Genomic DNA, 24,692 nt, shown 5'->3' with positions numbered 1-24,692 from the left:
AGGCCCGGTTCACCCCTCGGTGAACCGGGCCTCCGCCGTCTCCAGGAAGGGCGTGAGCAGCCCCGGTACGGCCTCGGCGGCGAAGGCCAGGCCCTCGCTCGCGTCCGCGTCCAGGACGTCGTAGGCGCGCTCGCCCGCGGCGGTGGTGGCGGTGAGGGTGAGGAGGCCGGCGCGCCGCTGGAAGTACGACTGCTTGACCGTCCAGCCGATGATGCCGGACCGCTGGAGGGCGACCGTGGCCCGGCGTACCGTGCCCGAGCGGGTGACCAGATACCCGCCGCCGAGGGCGTGGCCGAGCGAGCGGTACGCGTCCAGGGCGAGGGCGACCGCGAGCGGCGTGAGCACCGCGGTCCAGCCGGCCGCCACGTACAGCAGCACCGGGGTGAGGAGCGCCCCGAGCAGGACGAGGACGGCGGCGGGTCCGAGGACGGCGGCCAGGGCCCAGCGGAGCCTGCGGCCGCGGGCGGCGCGCGGGTGGGGCGTGAGGGGGAGGGAGAAGGGCGCGGCCGGTTCGCGCAGGACCTCGGCGGCGACCCGGGCGGCGACGGCCCGGGGCGCGGCCGGGAGCAGCGTCTTGAGGTCGGTGTGCTTCTCGTCGTCCTCGGCGAGGCCGCCGGCGACGGCGTCGACGCGCGCGGCGCCGGCGAGGCGGACGCCGAGCGGTTCGACGAGCTCGGCCCCGCGCAGGCGCTCCTCCTCCAGGGTGACCGAGCGGGTGCTGAGCAGGCCGCGGCGGACGCGGAGGGTGCCGCCGGGCTCGCGTTCGAGCCGGTGGTTCCACCACATCTCGACCCAGAGCCCCAGCGAGCCGAGCGCGCCGGCCAGGGTGACGAGGAGGACGAGGTCGACGATCATCCACGGCAGGGAGACGTCCTGGAAGCGGTCCCCCACCCAGTCGATGACCTCGGACTGGACGCCGAACCACTCGCTGACCTGCATGACCGCTCCGGCGGCGGCGCCGCCGAGCAGGCCGGTGACGAAGGAGACGGGGGCGTAGCGGATCCAGCGGGGGTCGAGGACGGCGAGGGTGCCGTCGTGGTCGGGGACGGTCTCGGGGGTGTCCGGGCGGGCGAGGAGTGCGCGGCGGAGCCGTTCGCCCTCGGTCCGGGTGACGAATTCGAGTTCCAGGGTGGACTCGCCGCCGCCGGTGGACTCCCCGGTGCCGATGCGGACCTTGACGAGGCCGAGGACCCGCTGGAGGGGGTTGGCGGTGAGGTCCACGCTGCGGATCCGCTCGCGGGCCAGGGAGCGCCGCTTGAGGAGCATGAGGCCGGAGTGGAGCTCGACCTGGTCGGGCCCGATCCGGTAGCGGGTGTGGCGCAGGCGGACGTGTTCGGCGGCGGTGCCGCCGCCGATGAGCAGGGCGGCGCCGGCGAGGACCCAGGCGAGGGCCTGCCAGAGGGGCCGGGAGCCGGCGAGACCGGCGGTGACCGGGACGCCGGCGCCGACCGCGACGCCGCAGAGGACGGCGGCGGTGACGAGGGAGGTACGCCGGTCGAGGCGCCGCCACTCCCCCTCGTCGCCGGGGGTCACGTGGCGTCCCCGGGGGTCGCCTGGGTGATCCGGGTCAGGCGCTCGGCGAGCTCCGCGGCGAGTTCGTGGTCGAGTCCCTCGACGCGGAGCGCGCCCTTGGAGGAGGCGGTGGTGACGGTGACGGTGGCGAGCCCGAAGAGCTGCTCCAGCGGGCCGCGTACGGTGTCGACGGTCTGGATCCGTGACATGGGGGCGATCCGCCACTCCTGCCACAGGGCGCCCGTGCGCGTGTACACGGCCTCGTCGGTCACCTCCCAGCGGTGCACCCGGTACCACCAGGCGGGGAAGAACGCGGTGCAGGCCAGGCCGATCGCGGCCAGGACGGCGGCCGGGAGGAGCAGCCAGAACCGGGCCGGTTCGATCAGGAGGCCGAGGACGCCGAGGACGACGACCGGGACGGCGGTGCCGATGAGGCACTGGGTCCGCCACCAGCCGACGGCCCTGCGGTCCACGGCGTTCCTGGGCGGCCTGAGCCGTATCACGTTCTCCCCCGCCATCGGTCAGCTCCGGTCGCGCAGGGCGCGGTAGGCGGAGACGAGGGCCGCGGTGGAGCTGTCGAGGCCGTCGGCGGACCCGTCGCCGGTCAGGACGGGTTCGATCCGCTTGGCGAGGACCTTGCCGAGCTCGACGCCCCACTGGTCGAAGGAGTCGATGTTCCAGACGGCGCCCTGGACGAAGACCTTGTGCTCGTAGAGCGCCACCAGCTGGCCGAGGACCGAGGGGGTGAGGGCGTCGGCGAGGAGGGTGGTGGTGGGGTGGTTGCCCTGGAAGGTCTTGTGCGGGACGAGCTCCTCCGGCACGCCCTCGGCGCGTACCTCCTCGGGCGTCTTGCCGAAGGCGAGGGCCTGGGTCTGGGCGAAGAAGTTGGCCATCAGCAGGTCGTGCTGGGCGACCAGGCCGGGCAGCAGGTCGGCGACCGGCTTCGCGAAGCCGATGAAGTCGGCGGGGATCAGCTTGGTGCCCTGGTGGATCAACTGGTAGTAGGCGTGCTGCCCGTTGGTGCCCGGGGTGCCCCAGACGACCGGTCCCGTCTGCCAGTCGACGGGCTCGCCCTGGCGGTCCACGGACTTGCCGTTGGACTCCATGTCGAGCTGCTGGAGGTAGGCGGTGAACTTGGACAGGTAGTGGGAGTACGGCAGGACGGCGTGCGACTGGGCGTCGAAGAAGGCGCCGTACCAGACGCCGAGGAGGCCGAGGAGCAGCGGCGCGTTCTCCTCCGCGGGGGCGGTGCGGAAGTGCTCGTCGACGAGGTGGAAGCCGTCGAGCATCTCGCGGAAGTGGTCCGGCCCGATGGCGATCATCAGGGAGAGGCCGATGGCGGAGTCGTAGGAGTAGCGGCCGCCGACCCAGTCCCAGAACTCGAACATGTTGGCCGTGTCGATGCCGAAGTCCTGGACCTTCTCGGCGTTGGTGGAGAGCGCCACGAAGTGCTTGGCGACGGCCTCCTGGCCGGCCCCGAGACCGGTGAGGAGCCAGTCGCGGGCGGAGGTCGCGTTGGTGACCGTCTCGATGGTGGTGAAGGTCTTCGAGGCGACGACGAAGAGCGTCTCGGCCGGGTCGAGGTCGCGGACGGCCTCGTGGAGGTCGGCGCCGTCGACGTTGGAGACGAAGCGGAGCGTCAGATCCCGCTGGGTGTAGGCGCGCAGGACCTCGTAGGCCATGGCGGGGCCGAGGTCGGAGCCGCCGATGCCGATGTTGACGATGTTCTTGACCGGCTTGCCGGTGTGGCCGGTCCAGGCGCCGGAGCGGACCTTCTCGGCGAAGCCGGCCATCTTGTCGAGGACGGCGTGGACCTTGGGGACGACGTTCTCGCCGTCGACCTCGATCACGGCTCCGCGGGGGGCGCGCAGCGCGGTGTGGAGGACGGCCCGGTCCTCGGTGGTGTTGATCTTCTCGCCGCGGAACATGGCGTCGCGCAGACCGGCGACGTCGGTGGCGGCCGCCAGTTCGCGCAGCAGCTCCAGGGTCTCGTCGGTGACGAGGTGCTTGGAGTAGTCCAGGTGGAGGTCGCCGACCCGCAGGGTGTAGCCGGTGCCGCGCTCCGGGTCGGCCGCGAACAGCTCGCGCAGATGGGTGTCGCCCAGCTGCTCCCGGTGCTTGCCGAGGGCCGCCCACTCGGGCAGCCGGTTGAGCCTGATGCGTCCTTCAGTGGTCATTTCGGACATCGCCCACTTCTTCTCGTACGTGTCTGCCCCGCTGCTCCTCCAACCTAGTTGATCGAACGGGGCGATCGGTGCCACCGGCCCCGGACACGGCGAAGGGCCCCGCCCGCGAACCGAGTTCGCCGGTGGAGCCCTTTCTTCCGGTGTTCAGTTGTCGTTCAGATCTCGCCCCGGAGCTTGGCGAGCGCCTCGGCGAGGATGGCCTCGCCGTCGGCGTCGCTGCGCCGCTCGCGGACGTAGGCGAGGTGGGTCTTGTACGGCTCGGTGCGCGGGGGGTCCGGCGGGTTGTCCCGGTCCTGGCCGGCCGGGAAGCCGCAGCGGGGGCAGTCCCAGGTGTCCGGGACCTGCGCGTCGCTCGCGAAACTCGGCTGGGTCTCGTGCCCGTTCGAGCACCAGAAGGAGATGCGGAGGCGCGGCGCCGACTCGCCCCGCTCGGCCTCACCCATCGGCCCCGCTCCGACCCGGCTTCCCCGGATCGCGTTGCCACTTGCCACGGTCGTAACTCCCTGCGTGATGGTGCTCGCTGATGCCCCAGTCTACGGAAGGCCCAACGCGCGTCCAGTGTGCGGAGTTACCCGTCCAGCTTCATGAGCAGACCAAGTACCACAATGCAGGCGAACCAGAGCAGCCCGACCACGACCGTGATCCGGTCGAGGTTGCGCTCGGCGACCGAGGAGCCGCCGACGGAGGACTGCATGCCGCCACCGAACATGTCGGAGAGGCCGCCGCCCTTCCCCTTGTGCATCAGCACCAGCAGCATCAGCAGGCCGCTGAAGACGATCAGGGCGATCGAGAACCCCATAACCACGGCTGGACCAACTTCCTCGGAGCTTGAAAAGGGACGGGGGCCAGGCGCACCGGCCCGACCCCCGCAAGGGTACGACGGATCGCCTCCGCCGCTCTACATCGTCACTGGTCGCGGAAGCGGACGATCTTGACGAACTCGTCCGCGTCCAGCGAGGCACCGCCGACCAGGGCGCCGTCGATGTCGGGCTGCGCCATGATCTCGGCGACGTTGCCGCTCTTGACGGAGCCGCCGTACTGGATGCGGATCTTGTCGGCGACGTCCTGCGTGTAGAGCTCGGCGAGCTTGCCGCGGATCGCCCCGCAGACCTCCTGGGCGTCGGCGGCGCCGCAGACCTTGCCGGTGCCGATGGCCCAGACCGGCTCGTACGCGATGACGACCGTCTCGGCCTGCTCGGCCGGGACGTCCTTCAGGCCGCCCTCGACCTGGGCGAGGGTGTGCGGGACGGCGTTGCCGGCCTCGCGCACGTCCAGCTCCTCGCCGACGCAGAGGATCGGGGTGATGCCGTGGGCGAAGGCGGCCTTCACCTTGGCGTTGCACAGCTCGTCCGACTCGGCGTGGTACTGGCGGCGCTCGGAGTGGCCGACGGCGACGAAGCCGGTGTTCAGCTTGGCGAGCATGGCGCCGGAGATCTCACCGGTGTAGGCGCCGGACTCGTGGGCCGACAGGTCCTGGGCGCCGTACTTGATCTTCAGCTTGTCGCCGTCGATCAGGGTCTGCACGGAGCGCAGGTCGGTGAAGGGGACGAGGACGGCGACCTCACAGGCGTCGTAGTCCTTGTCGGTGAGCGAGAAGGCGAGCTTCTGGACGTGGGCGATGGCCTCCAGGTGGTTGAGGTTCATCTTCCAGTTGCCCGCCATCAGCGGGGTGCGGGTGGTCTCACTCATGGTGGTGTTCACTTCTCCAGTGCGACGAGGCCGGGGAGCTGCTTGCCCTCAAGGTATTCGAGGGAGGCGCCGCCACCGGTCGAGATGTGTCCGAACGCGTTCTCGTCGAAGCCCAGGATGCGGACCGCGGCGGCGGAGTCGCCGCCGCCGACCACGGTGAAGGCCGGGGACTCGACGAGCGCCTGGGCGACGGCCTTGGTGCCCTCGGCGTAGTCGGGGTGCTCGAAGACGCCCATCGGACCGTTCCAGAAGACGGTGGCCGCGTCGGCGAGCTTCGAGGCGTACAGCTTGCGGGTCTCCGGACCGATGTCCAGGCCCTCCTGGTCGGCCGGGATGGCGTCCGCGGCGACGGTGGTGGGGTGGGCCGGGGCCTTGGTCTTGAGGTCCGGGAACTCGGTGGCGACCAGGACGTCGACGGGGAGGACGAACTCCACCCCGCGGTCCTGGGCGCGCTTCAGGTACTCCTGGACGGCCGGGATCTGGTCCTCCTGGAGGAGGGAGATGCCGACCTCGTGGCCCTGGGCCTTGAGGAAGGTGTAGGCCATGCCGCCGCCGACGAGGATGCGGTCGGCCTTCTCCAGGAGGTGGTCGATCACGCCGAGCTTGTCGGAGACCTTGGCGCCGCCGAGGACGACCACGTACGGCCGCTGGACGTCCTCGGTCAGCTTCTTCAGGACGCCGACCTCGGTGGCGATCAGGTAGCCGGCCGCGTGCGGCAGCTTGCCCGGGAGGTCGTACACCGAGGCGTGCTTGCGGTGGACGGCGCCGAAGCCGTCGCCGACGTAGAGGTCGGCGAGGGCGGCCAGCTCCCCGGCGAAGGCGTCGCGCTCGGCGTCGTCCTTCGAGGTCTCGCCGGCGTTGAAGCGCAGGTTCTCGATGACGGCCACCCGGCCGTCGGCCAGGCCCGCGACGGTGGCCCGCGCGGACTCGCCGACGGTGTCGGTGGCGAAGGCCACCTCGGCGCCGAGCAGCTCGCCGAGCCGCGCGGCGGCCGGGGCGAGGGAGAACGCCGGGTCCGGGGCGCCCTTGGGGCGGCCCAGGTGGGAGGCGACCACGACCCGGGCGCCCGCGTCGGCGAGCGCCTTCACCGTGGGGACGACGGCGCGGATGCGGCCGTCGTCGGTGATGGTCGTGCCGTCGAGCGGCACGTTGAGATCGGCGCGGACGAACACCCGCTTGCCCTCGACGCCCTCGCCGAGAAGCTCGTCGATCGTCTTCATCTGTTCACTGACTCCTTGGTACGCGGTGGAGCACACGAGACAGGGCCCGCGCAGCGCTTCGTCGCGCTGCGCGAGCCCTGCTCACATCGAAAGCCCTGCCCTGCTGAACCCTAGTACGTCAGAGCTGGTCGCCGACGAAGGTGGTCAGGTCGACGAGACGGTTGGAGTAGCCCCACTCGTTGTCGTACCAGCCGAGGATCTTGACGCTGTTGCCGTCCTGGACCATGGTCAGGGAGGAGTCGAAGGTGCACGACGCCGGGTCGCTGACGATGTCGGAGGAGACGATCGGGTCCTCGGTGTAGAAGAGGATGCCCTTGAGCGGGCCGTCCTCGGCCGCCTTCTTGAAGGCGGCGTTGACCTCGTCCTTGGTGACCTCGCGGTCGAGGGTGACCACCAGGTCGGTGGCGGAGCCGGTGGGGACCGGGACGCGCATGGCGATGCCGTCCAGCTTGCCCTTGAGCTGCGGGAGGACCAGGGCGGTGGCCTTCGCGGCACCGGTCGTGGTCGGGATGATGTTCTCCGCGGCGGCGCGGGCGCGGCGCAGGTCCTTGTGCGGGAAGTCCAGGATGCGCTGGTCGTTGGTGTACGCGTGGACCGTGGTCATGAGGCCGCGGACGATGCCGAAGTTCTCGTCGAGGACCTTGGCCATCGGGGCGACGCAGTTGGTGGTGCAGGACGCGTTGGAGATGACGTGGTGGTTCGCCGGGTCGTACTTCTCCTGGTTGACGCCCATCACGATGGTGATGTCCTCGTCCTTGGCCGGAGCCGAGATGAGGACCTTCTTGGCGCCGCCGGCGAGGTGCTTGGCGGCGTCCTCGCGCTTGGTGAAGATGCCCGTCGACTCGATGACGATGTCGACGCCCAGCTCGCCCCACGGGAGGGAGGCGGGGTCGCGCTCGGACAGCACCTTGATGGTGTGGCCGTCGACGGTGAGGGTGTCGGCGGTGTGGGACACCTCGGCCTTGAGGCGGCCCAGGATGGTGTCGTACTTCAGCAGGTGGGCCGTGGTCGCGGTGTCGCCCAGGTCGTTGACGGCCACGACCTCGATGTCGGCACCCTGCTCAAGGAGCGCGCGGAAGTAGTTGCGACCGATACGGCCAAAGCCGTTGATGCCTACGCGGATCGTCACGAACCGATCTCCTCGTTAGGAATGCCGGGTGATATGTCACACCGGCTAGCTCTTGATTTTTTTGGGATGTCCCCGACCGCTTCCGACCCTACCTCCACGCACGCCCCCGAGTGACATCGAGCGCAGCCGACCGCGCCCGGAAAGTCACCGGAAAATGGCCGACGGCCCGTACCTGTCAACGGGTACGGGCCGTCGGGGGGAGCTCGTGGGACCTTCGGCCCCACTACTCTCCGTCAGCGGCGGAGCGCGGTGAGGGCACGGCCGATGAGCCGCTGCCGTTCGGCCGCGGAGCCGACGTGCTCCAGGCCGAAGCCCAGGAGGACGGTGTCACGGGTGGTGACGGCGGCGACGGAGTGGAACAGGGCCGGCGAGCGGGTCCAGTCGGCGGTGTTGCCGGGGCTGCCGGGCGGGGCGCCGGGGACGGTCCAGGCGCCGAGCGAGCTCTCGAAGCCCTCCCGCTCGGTGCCGGCCGCGGTGACGAGCCGGACGTCGTCGACGAAGGCGCCGGTCTCGCCGGTGCCCGGGTCGGAGACGTAGGAGAGGGAGAGCTCGACCTGCTTGCCCGCGTAGGCGGAGAGGTCGACGGACGCCTGCCGCCAGCCGTTGGAGGGGCCGGTGAAGGCGTTCCAGGCGCCGGTGGTGCCGGTGGGCGCGCAGCCGTCCTCGCCGAGGGTGAGGTAGCGGCCGAGGGCGGGGTGGAGCTTCAGGTAGTAGCCCTCGCCGCAGTCGGCGGGCGGTTCCGCCGAGGTGCCGCCGTTGCGGTCGGGCAGGGTGGTCCAGTCGTCCTGGCCGGCGGTACGGGCCTCGACGATCAGGTTGTCGTAGCCGGGCTCGGTGTCGTGGCTGACCTGGAAGTCGAGCCGGGGCCCTTCGGCGGCGGTGGTGCCGGTGAGGTCGACGGTGCGGGTGAGCCGGGCCCAGGTGTCGTCGGCGTGCTTCACGGCGGCGAAGGTGCTGCCCTCGGCCGGTTCGAAGGGGGTCCGCATGCCCGGGTAGTCGCCGGCCGGGGCGCTGGAGGCGAACTGCGGGAAGCGCTCCGGGTCGAGGGTGTCGGAGGTGACGGTGTAGGCGCCGGCGTGGTCGAGCGGGTTGCCCTCGGCGGCGCCGAGCCCGGTCGGCGGTCCCGCGAGGCGCCCGGCGCCGGCGAAGGAGGCCGGGCCGTTCAGCCCGGCCCGGTGGTAAGCGCCGAGCCAGTACTGGGCGAAGTCGTTGGACTCGGCCCGGCCGATCCGGGTGAGCCCGCCGGTCTTCTCGCCGGCGTTGACCAGCTTGCCGCCCTCGTTGAGGTACGAGCGGACGGCGAGCTCGACGGCCCCGGTGGGCCGCTCGGCGCCGGTGTACCAGACGACGGTGCGGAAGTGCGCGAGCGCGCCGAGCGCGTGCGGGGCGCCCTGGGTGGCGACGTCCCAGACGGCCGCCCTGCGGCCGGTCGCGGCGAGCGCCTTCACATAGGTGGCGGCGTGCCGGGCGGCGCTGGTACCGCCCTCCTCGGCGAGGACGAGGACGTCGCCGCGGGCGCGGTCGGCCACCTCGTAGGTGAAGGGGGTGGTGGCGGTGGTCCTGCCGTCGCGGCCGCGGCCGGTGAACCAGACCTCGACGGAGTCGCCGGGCCGGGCGCCCCGCACCTCGCCCCGGTACTGGTCGTAGTAGAGGTTGTCCTCGCCGCCGTAGGTCTCGCCGCCGTCCCACGCCTCGACCCCGGCGCGGTGGGTGCGGCCGCCGTTGATCCGGTAGTGGAGGGTCTTGGCGCGCAGCGACTTCCGGGCGGTGACGGCGACCGGCTGCTCCTCGCCGGCGGCTGCGTAGGAGGTGGTGAACGGGTCGGGGGTGAGGGCCGGGGCCGGGGCGCCGACCGGGGAGACCGGGTCGTCGGGGCGGGCGGCGGACTCGGCGACGGCGAGCGCGAAGGGGATGTTCTTCGCGAACTCGGCCTGGATCAGCTTCTCGTCGTCGGGGAAGGTGAAGACGGAGGCGCAGTCGGCGGCCTCCCAGGCGTCGTCGGGGTCGACCCGGGAGGCGGTGGCGCAGGTGGACATCTCCGGGGTGAACATCTGCATGCCGTTGACGTTGGCGGCGTGTCCGTCGGCCTCGCCGTTGGTGGTGTACAGCTCGGAGGAGACCTGCGGCCGGTAGCCGGGGACGGCGGGCTTCTCCGGGGTCCCCGCGAGCGCCTTCAGCGGGGTGTCGTCGGGGGTGTCGGTGGCGACCTGCCAGCCCACGCCGTAGAGGATGAGCTGGGCGGCGGAGTGGTAGTTGATGCCGTACGAGAAGCCGATGCGCTTCTGGAAGGCGTCCAGGGCCCGGGTCTCCGGCTCGGACATGGGGCCCTTGCCGCGGAAGGTCTCGTCGGCCGGGTCGGGCGACGAACCCTCGTCGTCGTAGCCCCACTTGTAGGCGAAGTTCCGGTTGAGGTCGACGCCGTCGCCGCTGCCGACCGTGCCGTCGCCGTCGTTGTCGCGGAGGTTCTTGCGCCACTGGCGGTTGGCCGGGTCGGCGTGGGTGAAGTCGTAGCCGTCGGGGTTGGCGGAGAGCACGAACCACAGCTCGCTGGTGTCGACGATGCGGGTGATCCGCTCGTCGGTGCCGTAGTTGTCGAGGTAGTGGTGGAGCAGCCGCCTCGTCATCTCCGGGGTGATCCACTCGCGGGCGTGCTGGTTGGAGAGGTACAGCGTGGCCGGCCTGCTGCCGTCCTTCGCCGTGCGGGCGCCCTTGCTGACCTTGACGGCGAGGATGTCCTGGCCCTTGAGGGTCTTGCCGATCGAGACGACCTTGGTGAGGCCGGGGTGGGCGGCGGCGGTGGCGAGGAGTTCCGCCTTGAGGCCGCCGGGGCCGCCGTAGGGGCGGAAGACGCCGTCGCCCGCGGCGGCCGAGCGTTTCGCCGCGGCCGGGCCCGGGTCGTGCGCGGCGAGCGGGACGCCCTGGTCGCGCAGCGCCCCGGCCTGTGCCTCGGTGAGGTACAGCTCGACGGTGGCGGTGCCGCGTTCGGGTACCTGCTCGGTCAGTTCGTGCCCGTCGGTGCCGGCCTCCAGGAGGAGCGGTACCTGCTCCTTGGTGACCGTGGCGCGCCATACGGAGAGGGCGTCGCCGCCCTCCGGGTCCGCCGGCCGCGCTCCGGCGGCGGGTGCCGCCGCGAGCCCGGCGATCAGCAGTGAAGCGGCGGCGAGGATCGCGCGCGCCCTTCGTCTCATGTGAGCCCCCCTCGATGTGATCCGTCACGAAGAAGAACGGATGCCAGGCTCTTGGGCGCCCATGGGCCTGTCAAGGGCGCCTCGCGGTGGGGGGCTTGTGCCACACGAATGCCGATGGGGCGTCAGATGCGGTGTCCGGGAACGGAGTTCACGGTTCCACCGGTACGGGGACGGCCCCCGTCCCGGAAGGGGCGGGGGCCGTGCGGACCGGGTGCGGGGCTCAGCCGACCAGGCTCTCGTCCAGCTCCTCCGTCAGGTTCGACTCGGTGCCGGGGATGCCCAGGTCCTGCGCCCGCTTGTCGGCCATGGCGAGCAGCCGGCGGATCCGGCCGGCCACCGCGTCCTTGGTGAGCGGCGGGTCGGCGAGCGCGCCCAGCTCCTCCAGGGACGCCTGCTTGTGCTCCATGCGCAGCCGGCCCGCGGCGGCGAGGTGCTCCGGCACCTCCTCGCCCAGGATCTCCAGGGCGCGCTGCACCCGGGCGCCGGCCGCGACGGCGGCGCGGGCCGAGCGGCGCAGGTTGGCGTCGTCGAAGTTGGCCAGCCGGTTGGCGGTGGCGCGGACCTCGCGGCGCATCCGCCGCTCCTCCCAGGCGAGCACCGACTCGTGGGCGCCGAGCCGGGTGAGCAGGGCGCCGATGGCGTCGCCGTCCCGGACGACGACCCGGTCCACGCCGCGGACCTCGCGGGCCTTCGCGGCGATGGAGAGCCGGCGGGCGGCGCCGACCAGGGCGAGCGCGGCCTCCGGGCCGGGGCAGGTGACCTCCAGGGAGGAGGAGCGGCCCGGCTCGGTCAGCGAGCCGTGGGCGAGGAAGGCACCCCGCCAGGCCGCCTCCGCGTCACAGGTGGCACCGGAGACGACCTGCGGGGGGAGGCCCCGGATGGGCCGGCCCCGGCCGTCGACCAGGCCGGTCTGCCGGGCCAGCTGGTCGCCTCCGGCGACCACGCGCACCACGAAGCGGGAGCCGCGCCGCAGCCCGCCGGGGGCCATCACGATCAGTTCCGAGCTGTGCCCGAAGATCTCCAGGATGTCCCGCTTCAGCCGCCGGGCCGCCATCGCCGTGTCGAGCTCCGCCTCGATCACGATCCGGCCGCTGACCAGGTGCAGACCGCCCGCGAACCGCAGGATCGAGGAGACCTCCGACTTCCTGCAGCAGGTCCGGGTGACGGGAAGCCGGGAGATCTCGTCCTTCACCGCTGCCGTCATCGCCATGGGCCGATCCTTCCATGCATCCGAAAAATACGGTCGTACGCGGCGGCCAGTCGCTCCGGGTCGTGCTTCGGAGAACCGTCGGCCCGGGCCACCGGCGCCAGCTCCAGCGCGGCGCCGAGCCGCTTGGCGGCGTCGACGAGGGGTTCCCTGGCTGACACGTCGGGCACGGCGGCCTCGTCGGCCAGCACCACGTCCAGGGCGAGTTTAGGGGCGTGTCGTCCCAAAACCTCCAAATGACGCTGCGGGGAGAAGCCCTCTGTTTCTCCCGGCTGGGGCGCGAGGTTCAGCGAGAGCACCTTCCGGGCCTTCGTCTCGACCAGCGCGTCGAGCAGTTCGGGCACGAGCAGGTGCGGGATCACCGAGGAAAACCAGGAGCCCGGGCCGAGGACGACCCAGTCCGCGTCGAGGACCGCGGCGACGGCCTCCGGCACGGCCGGCGGGTCGTGCGGCACCAGGTGCACGGACTGCACCTCGCCCGGCGTGAGCGCCACCGTGGCCTGGCCCCGGACGGTGTCCACGTCCTCCGGGCGCTCCGGGTCGTGGCCCCTGACCAGGGCCTGGAGCTCCAGCGGCACGGCGGACATGGGCAGCACCCGGCCCTGGGCGCCGAGCAGCCTGCCGACCAGGTCGAGGGCCTGCACGGGGTCGCCGCCCAGCTGCTCCCAGAGGGCCACGATCAGCAGGTTGCCGACGGCGTGGCCGCCCATCTCGCCCTTCGACTGGAAGCGGTGCTGGATGACCCGGGCCCAGGTCTGCCCCCAGTCGTCGTCGCCGCAGAGCGCGGCGAGCGCCTTGCGCAGGTCGCCCGGGGGCAGCACGCCCAGCTCCTCCCGGAGCCGGCCGCTGGAGCCGCCGTCGTCGGCGACGGTGACGACGGCCGTCAGGTCGCCGGTGATCCGCCGCAGCGCGGCGAGGGAGGCGGAGAGGCCCATGCCGCCGCCGAGGGCGACGACCTTCGGCTGGGCGCCGCGCCTGCGGAGCGTCCGCCGCACCGTGAGGGTGGAGGAGGAGCGCCGTCGGTACGGCTTCACTCGCGCCCCATGTCGCGGTGGACGACCACGGTCTCGACGCCCTCGGCGGCGATGCGGGCGGCGAGCTTCTCGGCGGTGGCGACGGAGCGGTGCTTGCCGCCGGTGCAGCCGACGGCGATGGTGACGTACCGCTTGCCCTCGCGGCGGTAGCCGGCGGCGATCAGCTGGAGCAGCTCGGTGTAGCGGTCCAGGAACTCCTTGGCGCCGGGCTGGTTGTAGACGTAGTTCGCCACCTCCTCGTTGAGGCCGGTGTACGGGCGCAGCTCGGGGACCCAGTGCGGGTTGGGCAGGAAGCGCATGTCGACGACGAGGTCGGCGTCGACCGGCAGGCCGTACTTGAAGCCGAAGGACATGACGGTGGCCCGCAGCTCGGGCTCCTCGTCCCCGGCGAACTGGGCGTCCATCTTGGCGCGCAGCTCGTGGACGTTGAGGCTGGAGGTGTCGATGACCAGGTCGGCGTCGCCGCGCAGCTCGCGCAGCAGGTCGCGCTCGGCGGCGATGCCGTCGACGATGCGGCCGTCGCCCTGGAGGGGGTGGGGGCGGCGGACCGACTCGAAGCGGCGGACCAGGGCCTCGTCGGAGGACTCCAGGAAGACGATCCGGCGGGTGACCTGCTTGGCGTCGAGGTCGGCGAGGGACTCCCGGAGCGCGTCGAAGAACTGCCGGCCGCGGACGTCGACGACGACCGCGATCCGGGCGACGTTGCCCTGGGAGCGGGCGCCGAGCTCCACCATGGTGGGGATCAGCGCGGGCGGCAGGTTGTCCACGACGAACCAGCCCAGGTCCTCCAGGCACTTCGCCGCGGTGGACCGGCCGGCTCCGGACATGCCGGAGATGATCACCAGCTCGGGGATGGCCGCCTCGGCGCCGTTGTCGCCCGCGGTCTCCTTCGTGCCCGTACTCACGTGTCCTGCTCCGTCTTCTCGGTGGTGCGTGTGCTGCCCGTCGGTCATGCCGTGGTGCCCCCGTCGTCTTCCATGATCTCTCCTGTGGCCGTGTTCACGGCGGGTGCGGCGGGGGCCGCCTGGGCCAGGGCCACGGCGACCGCCTCCGCGGTCTTCCGGCCGAAGCCGGGGACCTCACAGATCTGCTCGATTGTCGCCTGCTTCAGCCGCTTCACCGAGCCGAAATGCTTGATCAGGGCCTGTTTGCGCGTGTCGCCGAGGCCGGGGACGGCGTCGAGGGGGCTGCTCCGGAGCCGTTTGGTCCGCTTGGAGCGCTGGTAGCGGATGGCGAAATCGTGAGCCGTGTCACGGACCCGCTGGAGGAGGTACAGGCCCTCGCTGGAGCGGGGCAGCACCACGGGGTCGTCCTCGCCGGGCAGCCAGACCTCCTCCAGGCGCTTGGCGAGGCCGCAGACGGCGACGTCGTCGATGCCGAGCTCGTCGAGGGCGCGGCGGGCGGCGGCGACCTGGGGCTGTCCGCCGTCGACCACGACGAGCTGCGGCGGGTAGGCGAAGCGCTTGGGCCGCCCGTCGTCGCCCGCCTCGTCGACGGTGACCTCGCCCTCCTCGCCCCACTCCCCCGTCCGCTCCTTCTCGGCGAGGTAGCGGCGGAAGCGGCGGCCGATGACCTCGTGCATGGAGCGGACGTCGTCCTGGCCCTCGAAGCCCTTGATCTGGAAGCGGCGGTACTCGCTCTTGCGGGGCAGCCCGTCCTCGAAGACGACCATGGAGGCGACGACGTCCTCGCCCTGGAGGTGGGAGATGTCGAAGCACTCGATGCGCAGCGGCGCCGACTCCAGGTCCAGGGCCTCGGCGATCTCCTCCAGGGCGCGGGAGCGGGTGGTGAGGTCGCTGGCGCGCTTGGTCTTGTGGAGGACCAGGGCCTGCTGGGCGTTGCGGGCGACGGTGGTCATCAGGTCCTTCTTGTCGCCGCGCTGCGGGACGCGCAGGGAGACCTGGGAGCCGCGGCGGCCGGAGAGCCACAGGGTGACGGCCTCGGCGTCCTCGGGCAGCGCCGGGACCAGGACCTCCTTGGGGACCGTGTCGCCGCTCTCCTCGCCGTACAGCTGCTGGAGGGCGTGCTCGACGAGGCCGGCGGTGGAGACGGCCTCGACCTTGTCGGTGACCCAGCCGCGCTGGCCGCGGACGCGTCCGCCGCGGACGTGGAAGATCTGGACGGCGGCCTCCAGCTCGTCCTCGGCGAGGGCGATGAGGTCGGCGTCGGTGGCGTCGGCGAGGACGACGGCGCTCTTCTCCATGGCGCGGCGCAGCGCCCCTATGTCGTCGCGGAGCCGGGCGGCCTTCTCGTACTCCATGTCCTCCGCGGCGGCCGTCATCCCCTTCTCCAGGCGGCGGATGTAGGTGCCGGTGCGGCCGGCCATGAAGTCGCAGAACTCGTCGGCCAGTTCCCGGTGCTCCTCGGGGGTGACCCGGCCGACGCAGGGGGCCGAGCACTTGCCGATGTAGCCGAGGAGGCAGGGCCGGCCGGCCGAGGCCGCGTTCCGGAACACGCCGGCCGAGCAGGTCCGGACGGGGAAGACCCGCAGCATCAGGTCGACGGTCTCGCGGATCGCCCACGCGTGCGCGTACGGCCCGAAGTACCGGACGCCCTTCTTCTTGTGGCCGCGCATGACCTGGACGCGCGGGAACTCCTCGTTCAGCGTGACGGCGAGGTAGGGGTAGCTCTTGTCGTCCCGGTACTTCACGTTGAACCGGGGGTCGTACTCCTTGATCCAGGTGTACTCCAGCTGGAGCGCCTCGACCTCGGTCGAGACCACCGTCCACTCCACGGAGGCGGCCGTGGTCACCATGGTGGCGGTCCGGGGGTGGAGGCTCACGAGCGGCTGGAAGTAGTTGGCCAGCCGCTGCTTCAGCGACTTCGCCTTCCCGACGTAGATCACCCGGCGGTGCTCGTCCCGGAACTTGTAGACACCCGGCGAGTCCGGGATCTGACCCGGCTTGGGGCGGTAGCTGGAGGGGTCGGCCATGGCCCCACCCTACTGGCGGGGACCGACACGGAGGGCGGGCCCACGGGGGTGCGGGGTGCCGCCCCCGGCGGCCCGGGGCGCCTCGTGGGCGTCCCGGGCCGCCGCCGCCTGCGGGCGGCCTCGTGGGCCGTGCGGGAGGGGGTCGGTGAGGGGGGTCAGGGGCGCCGGGTACGGCGGGCGTCCGCGCGGCGGCGGAGGGCCGCGGCGGCGGTCAGGGCGAGGGCGGTCACGGCGCCGAGGGCGGCGATCGTGGAGGCGGCGGTGGCCGCGGCGGGCTGATGGTGGCCGGCCGTCGCGGCGGCGGCGACCGGGCGGTGCTCGGGGGCCGGGGCGGGGGCGCCGGCCGCGGGGGCACCGGCTGCGGGGGCGGGGGCGGCGGCTGTGGGGGCGCCGGGGGCGGGGGCCTGTGCCTCGGGGCCGTAGCCGCCCGCCGCGCCCTTGCGCGCGTAGGCGGAGCCGGGGAGCTTGTCGGCGTACGCGCGCGTGACCCGGTCGCGGTAGGCGGTGAGGGTCGTCCCGTTCCGGCCGACGGCCGCCACCGCGTCCTCGTCCAGCGGCAGCACCTTCGCGCCCTTCTGGACGAACCAGGCGTCGATCTGCGGTTCGCGGAAGACCAGGCCCCCGGGGAGTTTCCGGGCCCCTTCGCGCGCGTACCGGATCTCGTCGTCGCCGGTGGCGATGTTCACCACCTGCCAGCCGCCGGAGCGTCTCACCGTCCACAGCGACGCCTTCCGCCCGTCGGCGGCGACGGCGAGGCTGGCCCGGTACTCCTCGCGGGCCACCGGCGCGCCCGCCGCTCCGGCGACGAAGTCGGCGGCGAGGATCCGCACCGGGACGGACGCGCCGGATATCCGGGGTGCCTCGGCGGTACGGGCGAGCGCCCCGTCGCGGGCGAAGAAGCGGCCCACGGTGGCCAGCGTCTCCGGCGCGGCGGCGGCCCGCTCGGCGGTCGGCGCGGCCGGCAGCGGGTCGGTGCCCGGGGCCGCCGCCGCGGCGGGGGCCGCGAGGCCGAGGGCGAGGAGCGCGGTGGCTCCGGTCACGAGTGCCGTGGTGGTCATGATCACGCCCCGATCCGGTAGAGGGAGTGGGTCCAGGAGAAGGAGGCGTTATCGACGTACCACGCGTGGGAGGCCCAGTTGTAGCGATTGCTGGAAGGCCACGGGTCTCCCCAGTACACCCAGCTGTTGGCGTCGTCGTAGCCGTACACCACGTGCATGTGGCCGCCGCCGCTCGACCACTGGATGCGGGTCTCGATCGGCCGGTCGGCGTTGATCTCGGTCTGGACGGTGGAGTAGCGCAGCCAGCCGTCGACGTACGAGCCGGGGCGGACGCCCGCCCAGGAGAGGCCGGTCTGGACGTTGCCGAGGGTGGCCTGCCAGTTGGGGCAGTCGTAGCCCTGCTGCCGCTGGAAGGCGGCGTTGCAGAACTGGTTCTGGCTGTAGCCGCGGCCGTACCAGGTGGCGATGGTGTTCCCGCCCGCCGCCCAGCACCAGTTGGTCTTCTGCTGGGCCTGCATGGTGATGTTCAGGCGCTTGGAGGCGAGGGCGGCGGTGGTCCCGGCGGGGGCCGCGGCGGTGGTGTCGGCGGGGGCCGGCGCGGCGGACGCCGAGGCCGCGGTGGGGACGAGGAGGAGCGCGGCGGTGGCGAACGCCACGAGGCCCCTCTTCCCGTTCTGGAGTCGTCTGCGCATGGGGTTCCTCCCAGTGCGGGGGTGGGGATGGGTGGGGGGTGCGTGGGGGGTGTGCGTGGGGGGTGGGGTGGCGTCCGGACACCGCTTGGAGCATCGGTCGTTGTCGGGAGCGGGTCAACACGCTTCAATGCGGGGTGACATCGGGCTGTGAACGGTGTGGCGCGGGTGTGAACGCGTGGCCGCCGTCCACCTGCCCGCCCGCCGCCCGGGCCGCGCCGCTCCGCACTCCGGGCGTGAAAGTTCACCGAGGAGCCCGTGTGAGCCACACCGAGGCCGATCTGGTGCAGCTGCTGCACACCGGCCCCTTCCACCTGGCCCTGCGCACCGCGCTGGCCGTGCGCGGGCTGCCGCTCCAGCGGGTCCAGCACCATCTCGCCCACCGGGGCGTGAAGGTGGGGGTGACCTCGCTGAGCTACTGGCAGCAGGGCGCCCGCCGGCCGCAGCGGCCGGAGTCGCTGAAGGCGGTCCGGGCCCTGGAGGAGGTGCTCCAGCTGCCGGGGAACTCGCTGCTGCGGCTGCTGACGGAGGACACGGCGGCCCGTGAGGCCGTGGAGCGGCCGGCGGCCCGCTCGTACCGCTCGCTGGTGGAGGCGTCGGGGGCCGTGGAGGAGCTGTTCGCGGAGCTGGAGTCGCCGGCGGACGGCGGACTGCACACCGTCGGCCACCACGAACGGGTACGGATCGGGCCGGTCCGGGAGCTGGTGGGGCGCGAGTCCCAGCACGTGGTGCGCGCGCACCGGGACGGCGTGGACCGCTACCTCGCGATCCACCACGGCGACCCGGGCTGCGACCCCGCACGCGTGCGCGTCCGAGCGGTGGAGAACTGCCGTACGGGACGGGTGCGGTGGCACGCGGAGACGGGGGTGCTCGTCGCCGAGCTGCTCTTCGACGCGCGGCTGCGGGCCGGCGACACGCATCTCTTCTCGTACGGCTTCGAGGACGGGACGGCCGGTCCGAGCGGCGAGTACGTGCGCGGCTTCAGCTTCGCGGGCGGGCAGTACGTGCTCCAGGTCGCCTTCGACGAGGCGGCGCTGCCGGTACGGTGCCGGCGCTTCGCCCAGGCGTCGGCGGGCGCGCCGCGCGGCGGCCGTACGGAGCTGACGCTCGGCGGCCGGCACCGCACGGTGCACCTCGTGGAGCAGGGGGTGCGCCCCGGGATCCTGGGGATCGACTGGGACTGGGAGTGACGCGGAACGGCCCGCGCCGGGCGGCGGTCCTCAGGCGGCTTCGGACGGCCGGCGCCGGACTGCCGGCTTCAGACGGCCGGCGTCGGGCGTCGGGCGTCGCGCGTCGGGCTTCAGGCGCTCGGCGCGGTCTTCGGGCCGGCCACCAGTTCGCCGCCCTCGACGCGGATCTCGACGGCGGGCAGCGGGACGGTGGCGGGGCCCTTGAGGGCCTTGCCGGTGGTGACGTCGAAGCGGCTGCCGTGGCAGGGGCAGTTGCCCTCGTTGTCCTCGATCTTGTCGAGGACGCAGCCGGCGTGGGTGCACTGGGCGCTGAACGCCTTGTACTCGCCCTCGGCCGGGCAGCTGACCAGGACCTTCTGCTCGCGGTAGAGCTTGGCGCCGCCGACCGGGACCTCGTCCGGCGAGCCGAGGGCGACCGGCGCGGTGGGCGTCGGCACCCCGGCGTGGCCGACCTTGGACTCGGTGGAGCAGGCGGCGACTCCCAGCCCGGCGGCACCGGCGAGAGCGGCACCCTTCAGGACGGTGCGGCGGGTGGACTGGCCGGGCATGAGCGCTCCACGGGACGGCGACGGGGTGGTCCCCCGACGATACCCGCGCCCTTTCGGCCGGTTTCGACCCGGGACCCGGATAGCGCCCCGAGCCCCCCGCGAGCCCGCCCGTCCGGGCCTCCGCGCCGTGCCCCCCGGAGCCGTGCGGCTCCGGGGACGACGCCCTCGGAGCCGTACAACGGGGTCCGTCCGACCCCACCCCGGATGCCGTGGACCGGACTCCTCCGGCCACCACCGGCTCGGAGCCGAAGCCGGCACCCGACGCCCTTCCGGGCACCGGCCCGCCCCGGTCCCGTGCGGACGGGGCCGGGGCGGGCCGGAGGGGTGTCACGCCTTGCGGGCGCGGGTGGTCGCCGCCTTCTTCGCGGTCTTGGCGGTCTTGGCGGTCTTGGCGGTCTTGGCCGCCTTCGCGGGCGCCGCCTCCGTGGCCTTGGCCGTCTTCTTCGCGGCGGTCGTCTTCCTGGCCGTGGTCTTCTTCGCCGCCGTCTTCTTCGCCGTCCCGCGCGGCGCGGGCACACCCGCGTCGCTGATCCGGTCGGCGCCGAGGATCTCCCGGAGGAACTTGCCGGTGTGGCTGGCCGGCTCCGAGGCGACCTCCTCGGGGGTGCCCTCGGCGACGACCATGCCGCCGCCGCTGCCGCCCTCGGGGCCCATGTCGATGATCCAGTCGGCGGTCTTGATGACGTCGAGGTTGTGCTCGATGACGATCACCGAGTTGCCCTTGTCGACCAGGCCCGACAGCACCTTGATCAGCTTCGAGATGTCCTCGAAGTGGAGGCCGGTGGTCGGCTCGTCGAGGACGTAGACCGTGCGGCCGGTCGAGCGCTTCTGGAGCTCCGAGGCGAGCTTGACGCGCTGCGCCTCGCCGCCGGAGAGCGTCGGCGCCGACTGCCCGAGCCGGACGTACCCGAGCCCGACCTCGTTGAGCGTCCGCAGGTGGCGGGCGATGGTGGGGACGGCCTCGAAGAAGCCCAGGGCCTCCTCGATCGGCATGTCCAGGACCTCGGCGATGGACTTGCCCTTGTAGTGGACCTCCAGGGTCTCCCGGTTGTACCGGGCCCCGTGGCAGACCTCGCACGGCACGTACACGTCCGGGAGGAAGTTCATCTCGATCTTGATCGTGCCGTCGCCGGAGCAGTTCTCGCAGCGGCCGCCCTTGACGTTGAAGGAGAAGCGGCCGGGCAGGTAGCCCCGGACCTTCGCCTCCATGGTCTCCGCGAAGAGCCTGCGGACGTGGTCGAAGACACCGGTGTACGTCGCCGGGTTGGAGCGCGGGGTGCGCCCGATCGGCGACTGGTCGACGTGCACGACCTTGTCGACGAGGTCGTCGCCCTCCACGCGCGTGTGCCGGCCGGGCACCGTCTTGGCGCCGTTCAGCTCGCGCGCGAGGTGGGTGTAGAGGATGTCGTTGACCAGCGTCGACTTGCCGGAGCCGGAGACACCGGTGACGGCGGTGAGGACGCCCAGCGGGAAGGAGACGTCGATGTCCCGCAGGTTGTTCTCGCGGGCGCCGTGCACGGTGAGCAGCCGGCCGGGGTCGAGGGGCCGGCGGATGTCCGGGGTGGTGATCGCCCGGCGGCCGGCGAGGTACTGGCCGGTCATCGACTCCTCGTTGGCGAGGAGCTCCTTCAAGGTGCCGGAGTGGACGACCTTGCCGCCGTGCTCGCCGGCGCCGGGGCCGATGTCCACGACCCAGTCGGCGACCTTGATGGTGTCCTCGTCGTGCTCGACGACGATGAGCGTGTTGCCCATGTCGCGGAGGCGGACCAGGGTCTCGATCAGGCGGTGGTTGTCGCGCTGGTGGAGGCCGATGGACGGCTCGTCGAGGACGTAGAGCACGCCGACCAGGCCCGAGCCGATCTGGGTGGCGAGCCGGATGCGCTGGGCCTCGCCGCCGGACAGGGTGCCGGCCGCTCGGTTGAGCGACAGGTAGTCGAGGCCGACGTCGACGAGGAAGCGCAGCCGCTCGTTGACCTCCTTGAGGACCCGCTCGGCGATCTTCTTGTCCCGGGCGTTGAGCGTGAGGCGGCCCAGGAACTCGGCGCAGTCGCTGATCGACATGGCGGAGACCTCGGCGATGGACCGGTCCATCACGGTGACCGCGAGCACGATCGGCTTGAGCCGGGTGCCGTGGCAGGTGGGGCAGGGCACCTCGCGCATGTAGCCCTCGAAGCGCTCCCGGCTGGAGTCGCTCTCCGCCTCGCCGTGCCGCCGCTTCACGAAGGAGACGGCGCCCTCGAAGGCGGGGCTGGTCCAGGCGCGCTCGCGCCCGTACCTGTTCCGGTAGCGGACCTCGATCTGGGTCTTGTGGCCGTGCATGAGGGCCTTCTTGGCCCGCTGCGGGAGGCCCGCGTAGGGGATGTCGGTGCGGAAGCCGAGGGCCTGCGAGAGCCCGTCGATCATCCGGCCGAAGTACTCCTTGGTGTGGCCGTGGGACCACGGGTGGATGGCGCCCTCGTCGAGGGACTTCTCCTCGTCGGGGACGACCAGCTCGGGGTCGACCTCCATCCGGGTGCCGATGCCGGTGCAGTCCGGGCAGGCGCCGAAGGGCGAGTTGAAGGAGAAGGAGCGGGGCTCCAGCTCCTCGAAGGAGAGGTCGTCGTAGGGGCAGTAGAGGTGCTCCGAGTACATCTTCTCGCGCTCGGGGTCGTCCTCGGGGAGGTCGACGAAGTCGAGCACGACCATGCCGCCGGAGAGCCCGAGGGCGGTCTCGACGGAGTCGGTGAGGCGGCGCTTGGCGCTGTCCTTCACGGTGAGGCGGTCGACGACCACCTCGATGGTGTGCTTCTCCTGCTTCTTGAGCGCGGGGGGCTCGCTGAGCTGGATCGTCGCCCCGTCCACCCGGGCCCTGCTGTAGCCCTTGGTCTGGAGGTCGGCGAACAGGTCGACGAACTCGCCCTTGCGCTCGCGCACCAGCGGCGACAGCACCTGGAAGCGGCTGCCCTCGGGGAGCTCCAGGACCTTGTCGACGATGGCCTGCGGCGACTGGCGGGAGATCGGCCGGCGGCACTCGGGACAGTGCGGCTTGCCGATGCGGGCGAAGAGGAGGCGGAGGTAGTCGTAGACCTCGGTGATGGTGCCGACCGTGGAGCGCGGGTTGCGCGAGGTCGACTTCTGGTCGATGGAGACCGCGGGCGAGAGACCCTCGATGAAGTCCACGTCCGGCTTGTCCATCTGGCCGAGGAACTGCCGGGCGTACGAGGAGAGCGACTCGACGTACCGGCGCTGCCCCTCGGCGAAGATCGTGTCGAACGCCAGGGAGGACTTGCCCGACCCCGAGAGTCCGGTGAAGACGATGAGGGAGTCACGGGGCAGGTCGAGCGAGACGTTCTTGAGGTTGTGCTCGCGCGCGCCACGGACGATGAGACGGTCGGCCACGCCGGTCCGCACCTTTCTTGAGAGAGCGGAGGGGGAGAGCGGATGAGCTGGAACACCCGAAGCACTCAACAACCAAGGATGCCGGATGCTTCCTCGGTCGCCGGTTGCCACCACCGAGCTTATAGCACGTACATTCGATTTCCGGGGTTCGCCTGCCTGCTTCACCCGAACGAGTGGCGGGCGCTAGGGTCGGCGCCATGATCGATCACGAGCGCGACCTCGCCGCCCTGCGGGAAGCGACCGAGCGGCTGCTGGCCGACGCCGCCTCCTGGGACAACGCCTCCGTCGCCGAGCCGTCACGGCTTCCCGGCTGGACTCGCGGGCACGTCCTCGCCCACCTGGCCCGGAACGGCGACGCCCTGGTGAACGTCCTGGAGGGCCGGCCCATGTACGCGAGCGCCGAGGCGCGCGACGCGGACATCGAGCGCGACGCCCCCCGCCCCCTCGACGCCCAGCTCGCCGACGTGCGCGCGACGGACGCCCGCTTCCGGGAGACCGCGGCGGCCGTCCCCGACTGGAGCCGCACCGTCGAGCTGCGCAACGGCGTCACCGACAGCGCCTCCCGGATCCCGTTCCGCCGCTGGGTGGAGGTCGCCCTCCACCACGTGGACCTCGGCTGCGGGTACGAGCTGGAGGACCTGCCCGGGGAGTTCGTCGGGCGCGAGATCGACTTCCTCGCGGAGCGGTTCGCCGGCCACCCCGGTGTCCCCTCCACCGCGCTCCGCGCCGACGACGGCCGGACCTGGACGACCGGCGGCGGCGCCGAGGGCGGCCCCGTGGGCGTCTCCGGATCCGCCCCCGAGCTCCTCGGCTGGCTCGCCGGCCGCCGCGACGGCTCCGCGCTCAAGACCGAGGGCGGCCCCCTGCCCCAGCTCCCGCCGCTCTAGCTCCAGGCCGGCCCTCCTGCCCCTTCCGGCCCGCGCCGGGCCCGTGGCGCGGGCCGGCTTCCCGGGACCGCCGTCGGGGGCGGAGCTAGGCTGATCCCATGACGTACAGCGGTGCGGTGAGGGTGGGCGGTCCGGCCGACGTCCACGAGCTGAAGGACCTGATGATCTCCAAGGTCGCGGTCGGCCCGATGAACAACAACGCGTACCTGCTGCGCTGCCGTGCCACCGGCGAGCAGCTGCTGATCGACGCCGCCTCCGAGGCGGCGACCCTGCTCACGCTGATCGGTGACGACGGCATCGCCTCCGTCGTCACCACCCACCGGCACGGCGACCACTGGCAGGCCCTGGGCGAGGTGGTCGCGGCCACCGGCGCCACGACGTACGCGGGCGCGTACGACGCGGAGGGCATCCCGGTCGCCACCGACGTCCTGGTGGAGGACGGCGACACGATCCGGGTGGGCGAGGTCGTGCTCACCGCCCGCCACATCGTCGGCCACACCCCCGGCTCGATCGCGCTGGTCTACGACGACCCGCACGGCCACCCGCACCTCTTCCCCGGCGACTGCCTCTTCCCCGGGGGTCCTGGCCGGACAACAAACCCGGAGGAGTTCGACTCCCTCATGGGCGATCTGGAAACCAAGGTGTTCGGAGTCCTCCCGGACGAGACCTGGGTCTACCCCGGCCACGGCAACGACACCACCCTCGGTGCGGAGCGTCCCCACCTGGCGGAATGGCACGCCCGCGGCTGGTAGTCGCGGCGCCCACTGCGCGGCCGACGACACACCCGCGCCGAGGTGGAGCCGAAAGCCCTCGGCTGTCTCTATGGATTCCGGACGTTTCTCCCTTTGATGGCCTGAACGTCGATTCAGGACTGTTCGGGCAGCAAACCGGCCATCCATAGAACT

Annotated in this window: 20 protein-coding genes; 3 read left to right on the top strand and 17 right to left on the bottom strand. The window is 72.4% G+C overall.

Translation table 11 applies throughout. The features are described 5' to 3' along the window. Positions 1-9: 9 nt before the first annotated feature. The 15 genes from ACIGHB_RS15780 to ACIGHB_RS15710 all read right to left on the bottom strand — a co-directional run bounded on the left by ACIGHB_RS15780 (position 10) and on the right by ACIGHB_RS15710 (position 17,787). Positions 10-1,533: a PH domain-containing protein gene (locus ACIGHB_RS15780; RefSeq protein WP_399913421.1), complete on the bottom strand. Its 1,524-nt coding sequence runs from the start codon at positions 1,531-1,533 to the stop codon at positions 10-12. Continuing rightward, on the bottom strand, positions 1,530-2,030 hold the full coding sequence (locus tag ACIGHB_RS15775) for a PH domain-containing protein (RefSeq protein WP_360312813.1): 501 nt from the start codon (positions 2,028-2,030) through the stop codon (positions 1,530-1,532). The genes ACIGHB_RS15780 and ACIGHB_RS15775 overlap by 4 nt, the downstream gene beginning before the upstream one ends. A 3-nt stretch (positions 2,031-2,033) precedes the next feature. Beyond that, entirely contained in the window at positions 2,034-3,698 is a 1,665-nt protein-coding gene (gene pgi, locus ACIGHB_RS15770; RefSeq protein WP_399913418.1) for a glucose-6-phosphate isomerase, read from the bottom strand. A gap of 155 nt (positions 3,699-3,853) precedes the next feature. Beyond that, on the bottom strand, positions 3,854-4,189 hold the full coding sequence (locus tag ACIGHB_RS15765; RefSeq protein ID WP_003957010.1) for an RNA polymerase-binding protein RbpA: 336 nt from the start codon (positions 4,187-4,189) through the stop codon (positions 3,854-3,856). Positions 4,190-4,266: 77 nt separating this feature from the next. Then, entirely contained in the window at positions 4,267-4,497 is a 231-nt protein-coding gene (gene secG, locus ACIGHB_RS15760; RefSeq protein WP_017238647.1) for a preprotein translocase subunit SecG, read from the bottom strand. A gap of 107 nt (positions 4,498-4,604) precedes the next feature. Beyond that, a complete protein-coding gene (gene tpiA, locus ACIGHB_RS15755; protein ID WP_360312934.1) occupies positions 4,605-5,360 on the bottom strand; it encodes a triose-phosphate isomerase in 756 nt (251 codons plus the stop codon). A gap of 35 nt (positions 5,361-5,395) precedes the next feature. Continuing rightward, positions 5,396-6,607 carry a phosphoglycerate kinase gene (locus ACIGHB_RS15750; protein WP_360312811.1) on the bottom strand — a complete coding sequence of 404 codons (1,212 nt, stop codon included), beginning with the start codon at positions 6,605-6,607 and terminating at the stop codon, positions 5,396-5,398. 118 nt (positions 6,608-6,725) lie between these two features. Continuing rightward, positions 6,726-7,736, bottom strand: coding sequence for a type I glyceraldehyde-3-phosphate dehydrogenase (gene gap / locus ACIGHB_RS15745; protein ID WP_399913414.1), 1,011 nt, complete (start codon positions 7,734-7,736; stop codon positions 6,726-6,728). 233 nt (positions 7,737-7,969) lie between these two features. Then, positions 7,970-10,924, bottom strand: a complete 2,955-nt coding sequence (locus ACIGHB_RS15740; protein ID WP_360312807.1) for a M14 family zinc carboxypeptidase — start codon at positions 10,922-10,924, stop codon at positions 7,970-7,972. Positions 10,925-11,144: 220 nt separating this feature from the next. Next, positions 11,145-12,134, bottom strand: a complete 990-nt coding sequence (whiA, locus tag ACIGHB_RS15735) for a DNA-binding protein WhiA (protein ID WP_030746080.1) — start codon at positions 12,132-12,134, stop codon at positions 11,145-11,147. Then, positions 12,125-13,165, bottom strand: a complete 1,041-nt coding sequence (gene yvcK / locus ACIGHB_RS15730; RefSeq protein ID WP_360312805.1) for a uridine diphosphate-N-acetylglucosamine-binding protein YvcK — start codon at positions 13,163-13,165, stop codon at positions 12,125-12,127. The genes whiA and yvcK overlap by 10 nt, the downstream gene beginning before the upstream one ends. Next, positions 13,162-14,118 (bottom strand): RNase adapter RapZ, encoded by a 957-nt coding sequence (rapZ, locus tag ACIGHB_RS15725; RefSeq protein WP_360312803.1) that lies wholly within the window; start codon positions 14,116-14,118, stop codon positions 13,162-13,164. Before rapZ ends, yvcK begins: the two co-directional genes overlap by 4 nt. Continuing rightward, a complete protein-coding gene (gene uvrC, locus ACIGHB_RS15720; RefSeq protein ID WP_399913408.1) occupies positions 14,115-16,097 on the bottom strand; it encodes an excinuclease ABC subunit UvrC in 1,983 nt (660 codons plus the stop codon). Before uvrC ends, rapZ begins: the two co-directional genes overlap by 4 nt. A gap of 155 nt (positions 16,098-16,252) precedes the next feature. Further along, positions 16,253-17,155: a hypothetical protein gene (locus ACIGHB_RS15715; protein WP_399913406.1), complete on the bottom strand. Its 903-nt coding sequence runs from the start codon at positions 17,153-17,155 to the stop codon at positions 16,253-16,255. A gap of 2 nt (positions 17,156-17,157) precedes the next feature. Continuing rightward, positions 17,158-17,787, bottom strand: a complete 630-nt coding sequence (locus tag ACIGHB_RS15710) for a papain-like cysteine protease family protein (RefSeq protein ID WP_399913404.1) — start codon at positions 17,785-17,787, stop codon at positions 17,158-17,160. Positions 17,788-18,044: 257 nt separating this feature from the next. On the opposite strand from ACIGHB_RS15710, the gene ACIGHB_RS15705 reads away from it, so the two are divergent. Next, positions 18,045-18,974 (top strand): hypothetical protein, encoded by a 930-nt coding sequence (locus ACIGHB_RS15705; RefSeq protein WP_360314774.1) that lies wholly within the window; start codon positions 18,045-18,047, stop codon positions 18,972-18,974. A gap of 110 nt (positions 18,975-19,084) precedes the next feature. On the opposite strand, the gene ACIGHB_RS15700 is transcribed toward ACIGHB_RS15705, so the two are convergent. Together ACIGHB_RS15700 and uvrA are read right to left on the bottom strand one after the other, a co-directional pair. Next, positions 19,085-19,522: a Rieske (2Fe-2S) protein gene (locus ACIGHB_RS15700; protein ID WP_399913400.1), complete on the bottom strand. Its 438-nt coding sequence runs from the start codon at positions 19,520-19,522 to the stop codon at positions 19,085-19,087. 327 nt (positions 19,523-19,849) lie between these two features. Next, positions 19,850-22,900 carry an excinuclease ABC subunit UvrA gene (gene uvrA, locus ACIGHB_RS15695; RefSeq protein WP_399913397.1) on the bottom strand — a complete coding sequence of 1,017 codons (3,051 nt, stop codon included), beginning with the start codon at positions 22,898-22,900 and terminating at the stop codon, positions 19,850-19,852. A gap of 197 nt (positions 22,901-23,097) precedes the next feature. On the opposite strand from uvrA, the gene ACIGHB_RS15690 reads away from it, so the two are divergent. Both ACIGHB_RS15690 and ACIGHB_RS15685 read left to right on the top strand, forming a co-directional pair. Further along, complete coding sequence (locus ACIGHB_RS15690; protein WP_399913394.1) at positions 23,098-23,787, top strand: maleylpyruvate isomerase family mycothiol-dependent enzyme; 690 nt, start codon at positions 23,098-23,100, stop codon at positions 23,785-23,787. Between the two features lie 98 nt (positions 23,788-23,885). Continuing rightward, complete coding sequence (locus ACIGHB_RS15685) at positions 23,886-24,539, top strand: MBL fold metallo-hydrolase (protein ID WP_399913391.1); 654 nt, start codon at positions 23,886-23,888, stop codon at positions 24,537-24,539. Positions 24,540-24,692 lie beyond the last annotated feature (153 nt).

Origin of the sequence: Streptomyces sp. NPDC085460 (genome assembly GCF_044541975.1) — a bacterium.
Classification (GTDB): Bacteria; Actinomycetota; Actinomycetes; order Streptomycetales; family Streptomycetaceae; genus Streptomyces.
Note: the sequence above shows the minus strand (reverse complement) of the source record. Positions and strands in the feature narration are given on the sequence as shown.